The sequence below is a fragment of the Streptomyces niveiscabiei genome (genome assembly GCF_001419795.1).
GTDB classification, from domain to species: Bacteria; Actinomycetota; Actinomycetes; order Streptomycetales; family Streptomycetaceae; genus Streptomyces; species Streptomyces niveiscabiei.
This window is the reverse complement of sequence record NZ_LIRL01000203.1, coordinates 1-8511: the sequence shown is the minus strand read 5'-3', so window position 1 is coordinate 8511 and position 8511 is coordinate 1. Positions and strand designations below refer to the sequence as shown.

Annotated in this window: 6 protein-coding genes and 1 tRNA gene; 5 read left to right on the top strand and 2 right to left on the bottom strand. The window is 70.7% G+C overall.

Going from position 1 to position 8511, the window contains the following annotated elements; genetic code table 11:
• The first annotated feature begins 170 nt into the window (after window positions 1-170).
• The 4 genes from AOK24_RS11560 to AOK24_RS11550 all read left to right on the top strand — a co-directional run bounded on the left by AOK24_RS11560 (window position 171) and on the right by AOK24_RS11550 (window position 2265).
• Window positions 171-1637, top strand: coding sequence for an MFS transporter (locus tag AOK24_RS11560; RefSeq protein ID WP_240553820.1), 1467 nt, complete (start codon window positions 171-173; stop codon window positions 1635-1637).
• 69 nt (window positions 1638-1706) lie between these two features.
• On the top strand, window positions 1707-1880 hold the full coding sequence (locus AOK24_RS47435; RefSeq protein WP_107103936.1) for a hypothetical protein: 174 nt from the start codon (window positions 1707-1709) through the stop codon (window positions 1878-1880).
• A 3-nt stretch (window positions 1881-1883) separates the two neighbouring features.
• The gene (locus AOK24_RS11555) at window positions 1884-2117 is read left to right on the top strand and encodes a hypothetical protein (RefSeq protein ID WP_007492859.1); all 234 of its coding nucleotides are present in this window, start codon (window positions 1884-1886) and stop codon (window positions 2115-2117) included.
• 75 nt (window positions 2118-2192) lie between these two features.
• Window positions 2193-2265: transfer RNA gene (locus tag AOK24_RS11550), tRNA-Ala, on the top strand.
• A gap of 112 nt (window positions 2266-2377) precedes the next feature.
• Here the strand turns inward: AOK24_RS11550 and AOK24_RS11545 are convergent.
• Both AOK24_RS11545 and AOK24_RS11540 read right to left on the bottom strand, forming a co-directional pair.
• Window positions 2378-4006 carry an NADH-quinone oxidoreductase subunit NuoF family protein gene (locus AOK24_RS11545; RefSeq protein WP_055719979.1) on the bottom strand — a complete coding sequence of 543 codons (1629 nt, stop codon included), beginning with the start codon at window positions 4004-4006 and terminating at the stop codon, window positions 2378-2380.
• The gene (locus AOK24_RS11540) at window positions 4003-5160 is read right to left on the bottom strand and encodes a hypothetical protein (protein WP_055719978.1); all 1158 of its coding nucleotides are present in this window, start codon (window positions 5158-5160) and stop codon (window positions 4003-4005) included. Before AOK24_RS11540 ends, AOK24_RS11545 begins: the two co-directional genes overlap by 4 nt.
• A gap of 408 nt (window positions 5161-5568) precedes the next feature.
• On the opposite strand from AOK24_RS11540, the gene leuS reads away from it, so the two are divergent.
• Window positions 5569-8445, top strand: coding sequence for a leucine--tRNA ligase (gene leuS, locus AOK24_RS11535; RefSeq protein ID WP_055719977.1), 2877 nt, complete (start codon window positions 5569-5571; stop codon window positions 8443-8445).
• The last annotated feature ends 66 nt before the right edge of the window (window positions 8446-8511 follow it).

Genomic DNA, 8511 nt, shown 5'->3' with positions numbered 1-8511 from the left:
GGGCGGGCGGGCGCCTGCGCTGGTGCCGGTGTCGTCTCCATCGTCCCTGTCGTCACATCCCCCATTCTCGAACTCCCCCTCGCTTCCCGCCAGTTGCTTGCCTGGTGGTGTCAGTACCAGCATCGACGGGCTCTCGGCACCCGTACCGGGCCGGGGTCAGGCTCTGCGGCATGACCACCACATCCCTTGCTCCAAGTAAAACGCCCGCCACTGACAGTGGCCCCGGGCGGCTGCTCGCCGTTGTGCTCGCCGCCCTGTTCATGGCGCTGCTCGACGTCTTCATCGTGAACGTCGCGGCCCCCACGATCGGTTCCGACCTCGGCGCCTCGGGGGCGCAGCTCCAGCTCGTCGTGGCCGGGTACGCGATCACGTACTCGGTGCTGCTGATCACCGGTGCGCGGCTGGGGGACCGGTTCGGGCACGGGCGGGTGCATCTCGCCGGGCTCGCGTTGTTCACGGGGGCGTCGCTCGCGTGCGGGCTCGCGCAGGGGGCGGCCGAGCTGATCGGCTTCCGGCTGGTGCAGGGCGCCGGGTCGGCCGTCATGATTCCGCAGGTGCTGAGCCTCATCCAGCGGGCGTTCACCGGGGAGGCGCGGGTGCGGGCGCTCGGGGTGTACTCGGCGGTCCTCGCGGTCGGCGCGGCGGCCGGGCAGATCGTCGGCGGGGTGCTGGTGAACGCGGACCTGTTCGGGACCGGGTGGCGGCCGGTGTTCCTGGTGAACGTGCCGGTCGGGGTGTTCCTCCTGGTCGTGGGGCGTCGCGTGCTCCCGCGCGCGGGCGGTGCCGGGTCCGCCCGCGTGCTCCCGCGCGCGGGTGGTGCCGGGTCCGCGCGCCGCCTGGACTGGCCCGGACAGCTCCTGCTCGGGGCGGCCGTGTCGCTCGTGACCGTGCCGCTGGTGCTCGGGCAGGAGGCGGGCTGGCCGCTGTGGTCGTGGCTGTCGCTGCTAGCCGGGGCCGCCGTCCTCGCCCTGTTCTGCGCCCACGAGTCGAGGCTCGCCCGGCACGGGGGCGTACCGCTGATCGCGCCCCGGGTGCTGCGCCACCCCGGTACGGCCCTGGCCGTCGTACGGATCGCCGCCGTGATGGCCGTCAACGGGGCCTTCCTGTTCGTCCTGACGCTGCATCTCCAGGCCGGGCTGGGGTACAGCGCGCTGCGCGCGGGGCTGACGTTCGGGCCGACCGCCGTGGCGTTCGGGGCGGTCGGTCTCACCTGGCGGAGGTGGCCGGCCGGGCTCCAGCGGGCGCTGGTGCCGGGCGGGTTCGGGCTCGTCGCGGCGGCGGTGACCGGGGTGGGGCTCGCGCTGCGGGACGGGAGCCACGGCGGGGCGGCCGTGTACGTCGCGTACGCGGGCCTGGGGGCCGGGCTCGCGATGGCCTTCAGCCCGACCCTCACGCGCGCGCTGGCGGCCGTACGGGCCGAGGACGCGGCGGACGCCAGCGGGCTGCTCGCGACCGTCACCCAGGTCGGCCAGCTCGTCGGCGTCTCGGCCTTCGGCACACTCTTCCTGAACCGCCTTGAGTCACTTGAGGGGCCTCGGGCGTATACCTCTTCGGAAGCGCTTCTCGTGTGCATGTACGCGCTTGCCGCGACCGCCGTCGCGGGGGCCGTGTCCGGACTGGTACTGAGGCGTCGCTGACCGTGTCGGTCCGGCCGTGGCAGAATCAAACGGCCGGATGGGAGCGCGGCCCGACGGGAGGGAGCAGTGATGCCTGCGAGCATCCTCGGAGAGGTCGGCCACCTCTCCGGAGCGGGGTCGACACGGGACACGGCCACCCGGCTCAGCTGCCCTTCCTGCGGTTCCGCGTTCGTCGCCCAGGTCCTCGGCGACAACGGCGGGATCTCCTACGTGTGCACGGCCTGCGGCCACAGCTGGAGCTGAGCGATGGGTGCACACAGGCGGAAATGCGACTGGTGCGGGAGCGGCACCCCGATCGTCCGCGACATGGAACCGGTCAACTCCGAGTACCAGTACTGGTGCGAGGAATGCGCGCGGGCGCTGATCATAAAAGGCGACCCCATCGAGACGTACCGCGAGCTGGAGGGCGAGCCCATCTACGGGCGGCTCCTGGAGGAGCACTGCACCCTCAAGCGCTTCTACTCCTTCGTCACCGCGTAAACCGATTTGGTGGAGCACCCCGGTGACCGTGTAATGTTGGCGTCGCCGCCAGGGAAACCCGGCGGACCACCGCACGGGGCTATAGCTCAGTTGGTAGAGCGCCTGCATGGCATGCAGGAGGTCAGGAGTTCAATTCTCCTTAGCTCCACAGCAGATCCCGCCGGATCCTTCAAGGGTCCGGCGGGATTCTTCGTGTTCGGGACACCCTGAGTATCCGGGACAGGGGGCCGCCCTCCGTGAGGACGGCCCCCTTCTCCGTGTCAGCGGCCCAGCGCCCGCCGGCCCCTGCCCCCGCCGCCCTCGCGGTTCGAGAGGACCGGGAGGTTCTTGGCGGGAGCCTGGCCCCGGGTGTCCTCCTCGATGCGCAGGGCGAGGGCGGGGCAGCGGCGCACCGCGCGTAGAGCTTTGGCCTCGGCGTACCGGGGCACCTTGGCCTGGGCGACGGTGGGGAAGCCGTCGGCGCCGAGCTGGAAGACCTCCGGGAGGATGTCCGCGCACAGGCCGTGGCCCCGGCACAGGGTCCAGTCGACGAAGATCTTCTGGCGGCTGCCCGAGGCGTCCTCGGCGGGCGCGCCGCCGCCCGGGATGCCGGCCGGGAGCTGGCCGTCCTCGAAGAGGGGGAGCACGCCCTCCACGGGGCGCCCGCAGCCGTTGCCCAGGACGTGCGCCGCGAGGTCGTCCGTGAACGCCTTGATCGTCGATTCGAGGAACATCGCGGAGCCGTCGGGGTGCGAACAGGCGCCGCGTCTCTTGACGTTGCGGGCGACCTGCTTGAGGGCCTCAAGGGCGGCGGGGCCACCGCCGTTGAGGATGTCCTCCATACCGCGCGCGGCGGCCGGCAGGCCCAGGTAGCAGGGGCCGCACTGGCCCGCGCTCTCCTCCGCCAGCCACTGCGCCACACGCAGCGACTCGCCCAGCGGGCACGTCTCCTGACTGATCGGCAGGATCGCCCCCGCGCCCAGCGCGCCGCCCACGGCGTCCAGGGAGTTGCGGGAGACGACGGCCTCGTTGACCGTCGCCGCGTCGATCCACTTGCCGTGATAGCCGCCCGTCAGCACGCCCTGCGGGACCGGCGGGGCACCGGCGAGCTGGAGGACGTACCGCAGCGGCACGCCCGTCGGGACCTCGATGACCATCGGGCGGGCCACCGCGCCGGAGACGGTCAGCATGACGGTGCCCGGCTCGTCGTACAGGCCCGTGTTGCCGTAGCGCTCCGGGCCGATGCGGGCCGCGATGGCGAGCTGGGCGAAGGTCTCGGCGTTCGACAGGAGGGTCGGGGCGCCGCCGACGCCGTTCTGGGAGGCGCTGGTCTTGCGGCCCGGCGGGATCGCGGGGCCGCCGTCGATCGAGCGGATCAGGGACGCGGCGGCGCCCGTCACCATGCGGATCGGGTTGCGCTGCACGAACGCCCGCAGCGCGGACCGCCGGCTGTCGCTGAGGCCGCGCTCGGCGAGGGCCGCCTCCATCGAGCGCTGCGTCGACTCACGGGTGACCCCCACCACGAGCGTGCGGGCACCGAGCGCCTCGGCGCACAGCAGCGCGCCGTCCAGGATGAGGTGCGGGGCACGGTTGATCATCACCGTGTCCTTGCGGCAGGCCGGTTCGTCCTCGCTGCCGTTGATGACGACGACGGGCCGGATGCCCTTCTTGATCGCCGCGTCCGCGACCGAGCGCAGCTTCTTGTGGAACGGGAAGCCCGCCCCGCCGCGCCCCTTGAGGCTGATCCGCTCGGCCAGTTGCGCGAGCTTCTCGCCGCCGATCGGCTCCAGCGGCCCGTGCACCTTCAGATGCATGGGCAGATCGAGCCGTTCGACAAGGTCGAAACCCGACGTGAGCTGCGGAAGACCGACCACGCGGACCTCTGGGACGTCGGGCAGGGCCTCGTTCACCTATAGCCTCCGGAAGGCGTGTTCCAAGCTTCGCCCGAGCCGGGCGGGGTCCCGTTGTTGTACGGGTCGTTCGGGTTGGGGGTCTGGCCGGGCTGCGGGGTGCCGTACACCGGGATGTTGAACCCGGTGTCCTGCAACGGGTCGTACGCGGACGGCGGCGCCTCGCCGACCGGCGGCGGGGACGGGACGGGCCAGCTGCCGGACGTGCTGCCGGGGCCGTCCATGCGCGGCATCGCCGCCGTGGCCTGCGTGTCGTACGGCATGCCCGCGCCGTACGTCGGCTGCGGGGTGGGCGGCGCGTTGCGGTACGCGGCGGCGAAACCGCCCGCCTCCGGGGCGGGCGTACCGAACAGCGTCGACGTCTTCGGGGCAGCCGGGCGTTCGCGCTCGGCGCGCGGGGCGCGCTCCTGGGGGCCGGACTCGGCGACCCGCGCGCGGCTCTGCTCCAGGTCGTCGCGCATGCCGCCCTCGGAGCCGATGATCGCGCCGAGGCGGTCGGCGACCTTGCGTTTGAAGGAGCGGGGGGCGGCGCGCAGGGCGAGCGCGGCGATCACGCCGACCAGGCAGAGCTGGTAGCTCACCATGAAGAACGGCTTGGCCGCGCGGCCCGCGAACAGGCCGTGGATCAGGGCCGCGCACAGCGCCGGGTAGGCCATCATGTGCATCATCCGCCAGCGCGCGGCGGTCGCCGCCGGGGAGGCGAACTGGTTGCGCAGCGCGCCCGTCACGCCGACGAAGATCATCAGCAGCGCGGCCAGCGAGCCGAGGCCGATCAGGCCGCCGCTGCCGCTGATGCCGAGGCTGAAGGGGATCAGCGCGCCGATCAGGACCGTGTGCTCCAGCGCGAGCTTGATGCTGATGTGCACGAGCAGGAACGCGATCGAGGCGACGGCGGTCACCCGGTGGATGCCCTGCGCCAGGATCCGCTGACGCGTGTTGAGGATGAGCCGGTCCTGGGCGACGAGGCCCCAGATCACCGAGCAGGTGAGGCTCACCAGGGAGAGCACGCCCGCACCGAAGTTCAGGAAGTCCTGGAGCCAGTTGCCTCCGAGGACCACCACCACGGGTATGAGGACGAGGACGACAGCCGTCGCGATCCCGTACGCGGACCGCCCCGGCTGGGGGAGCGAGGTGTTACTACGACGAGGGTTCATGGGGGCAACTCCGAGCAGTCCGGGAAAGCGGTCCCGCTGCCGAACTCTAAGTGGGCGCCATACCGATGGGTACGAGTTTGAGTTATTGGGTTGTTACCTAAGGGAGGGGCGGCCGAGGCGATGTCCCTATAGGAGTCGTTGTGTCGGGTATTTTTTGAACGGTAGTCAGTTTTCGCTCCGGTGCTCGCGGTGTCGTACAGCTATACGCAACTCCGTCGCAGCTTGCTCAAACGCTGCGGTACCCTGACGACATGCGTGCCGTACGCCTTCTGCTTAGCGGGCCGCGCTGACCAGTCCCGACCGCCGGTGAGTGTGGTCGGAGTCGGCGTGGCTTCCCCTCCTGCGCGAGGGGATTTTTCGTTTCCGGGCCCCGCTGGGCAGATGACGATCGATGGAGCTTTGAGGACCATGAGCGAGACGAACCCCGCAGCCGCCGAGACGGTCGCGCCGCACCGCTACACGGCCGCGCTGGCCGCCGACATCGAGGCACGCTGGCAGGACTTCTGGGACGCCGAGGGCACGTACTCCGCGCCCAACCCCACGGGCGACCTGGCCGGTGACCCTTCGCTGGTCGCCCGGCCCAAGAAATTCATCATGGACATGTTCCCGTACCCCTCCGGCGCGGGGCTGCACGTCGGCCACCCCCTGGGGTACATCGCCACCGACGTCTACGCCCGCTTCCAGCGCATGACCGGGCACAACGTCCTGCACACCCTGGGCTTCGACGCGTTCGGGCTGCCCGCCGAGCAGTACGCCGTGCAGACCGGCACGCACCCGCGCGTGTCCACCGAGGCCAACATGGAGAACATGAAGGCCCAGCTGCGCCGGCTGGGCCTGGGCCACGACAAGCGCCGGTCCTTCGCGACCATCGACCCCGAGTACTACAAGTGGACCCAGTGGATCTTCGTCCAGATCTTCGAGTCCTGGTACGACGAGGAGGCGGGCAAGGCCCGGCCGATCAGCGAGCTGGTCGCGCAGTTCGAGAGCGGTGAGCGGGCGGTTCCCGGTGGGGGTTCCTGGGGTGCGCTGAGCGCCGCCGAGCGGGCCGATCTGCTGGGGGAGTACCGGCTGGCGTACGCCTCCGAGGCGCCGGTCAACTGGTGTCCTGGGCTGGGGACCGTGCTGGCGAACGAGGAGGTCACCGCCGACGGGCGGTCCGAGCGCGGGAACTTCCCCGTGTTCAAGACCAAGCTGCGGCAGTGGAACATGCGGATCACCGCGTATGCCGATCGGCTGCTGGATGATCTGGACGAGCTGGACTGGCCTGAGGCCATCAAGTTGCAGCAGCGGAACTGGATCGGGCGCAGTGAAGGGGCCCGGGTCGACTTCGCCGTGGAGGGTGGTGGCGATGATCGGATTACCGTATTCACCACCCGGCCCGACACCCTGTTCGGCGCGACCTACATGGTCCTGGCACCCGAACACCCCCTGGTCGAGAAGATCACCGCCGCCGTCTGGCCCGAGGGCACGCACGACGTGTGGACCGGCGGGCACGCCACCCCCGTCGACGCCGTCGCCGCCTACCGCGCGCAGGCCGGGGCCAAGTCCGACGTCGAGCGGCAGGCCGAGGCCAAGGAGAAGACCGGCGTCTTCACCGGGGCGTACGCCGTCAACCCCGTCAACGGCGAGCAGGTCCCCGTCTTCATCGCCGACTACGTCCTGATGGGCTACGGCACCGGCGCCATCATGGCCGTACCCGCCGGTGACCAGCGCGACTTCGAGTTCGCGCGCGCCTTCGAGCTGCCGGTCACCTGCATCGTCGAGCCGACCGACGGGCGCGGCACCGACACCGCGCTGTGGGAGGACGCCTTCTCCTCGTACGACGCGAAGATCGTCAACTCCGCCAACGGCGAGATCTCGCTGGACGGGCTGCCCGTCGCCGAGGCCAAGGCGCGCGTCACCGAGTGGCTGGAGCGCAAGGGGATCGGGCGCGGGACCGTCAACTTCCGGCTGCGGGACTGGCTGTTCAGCCGCCAGCGGTACTGGGGCGAGCCCTTCCCGATCGTGTACGACGAGGACGGTGTCGCGCACGCGCTGCCCGAGTCGATGCTGCCGCTGGAGCTGCCCGAGGTCGACGACTACTCGCCGCGTACGTTCGACCCCGACGACGCGGACACCAAGCCCGAGCCGCCGCTGTCCCGGAAGCAGGACTGGGTCGACGTCACGCTGGATCTGGGCGACGGGCCCCGGAAGTACCGGCGTGAGACCAACACCATGCCCAACTGGGCCGGGTCCTGCTGGTACGAGCTGCGGTATCTGGACCCGCACAACTCCGATCAGCTGGTCGATCCCTCGATCGAGCGGTACTGGATGGGGCCGCGTGCCGGTCAGCCCCACGGGGGCGTCGACCTGTACGTCGGGGGCGCCGAGCACGCCGTCCTGCATCTGCTGTACGCCCGGTTCTGGTCCAAGGTGCTGTTCGATCTGGGGCACGTCTCGTCCGCCGAGCCGTTCCACAAGCTGTTCAACCAGGGGATGATCCAGGCGTACGTCTACCGGGACGAGCGTGGGTTCCCGGTGCCGGCCGCCGAGGTCGAGGAGCGGGACGGTTCGTACTTCTACCAGGGCGAGAAGGTTTCGCGGCTGCTGGGGAAGATGGGCAAGTCCCTGAAGAACGCCGTCACTCCTGACGAGATCTGTGAGGAGTACGGGGCCGACACGCTGCGGCTGTACGAGATGGCCATGGGGCCGTTGGACGTCTCCCGGCCGTGGGACACGCGGGCCGTCGTCGGGCAGTTCCGGCTGTTGCAGCGGCTGTGGCGGAACGTCGTCGATGAGGCGAGCGGGGCGGTGACCGTTGTCGACGCCGAGCCCGATGAGGCGACCCTGCGTGCTCTGCACAAGGCCATCGACGGGGTGCGGGGGGATCTGGACGGGCTGCGGTTCAACACCGCCATCGCCAAGATCACCGAGCTGAACAATCATCTGACCAAGGTGGGGGGGCCGGTTTCCCGGTCCGTCGCCGAGGCGCTGGTGCTGCTGGTCGCTCCGCTGGCTCCGCACGTCGCCGAGGAGCTGTGGCGGAAGCTGGGGCACACGTCGTCCGTCGTTCATCAGGCTCTGCCGGTTGCCGATCCCGCGTACGTCGTCGACGAGACCGTCACCTGCGTCGTTCAGATCAAGGGGAAGGTCAAGGCTCGGCTGGAGGTGTCGCCGGGGATCTCCGAGGAGGAGTTGGAGAAGGTGGCGTTGGGGGATGAGGCCGTGGTCAAGGCGTTGGACGGGGCTGCGGTGCGGAAGGTGATCGTTCGGGCGCCGAAGTTGGTGAACATCGTCACCGGGTGAGGTGGCTTGTTCGCGCGGGCGCGCTCTGTTTCGGCTGGGGTCGGGGTGGGGCGCGCTTTGCGTTGG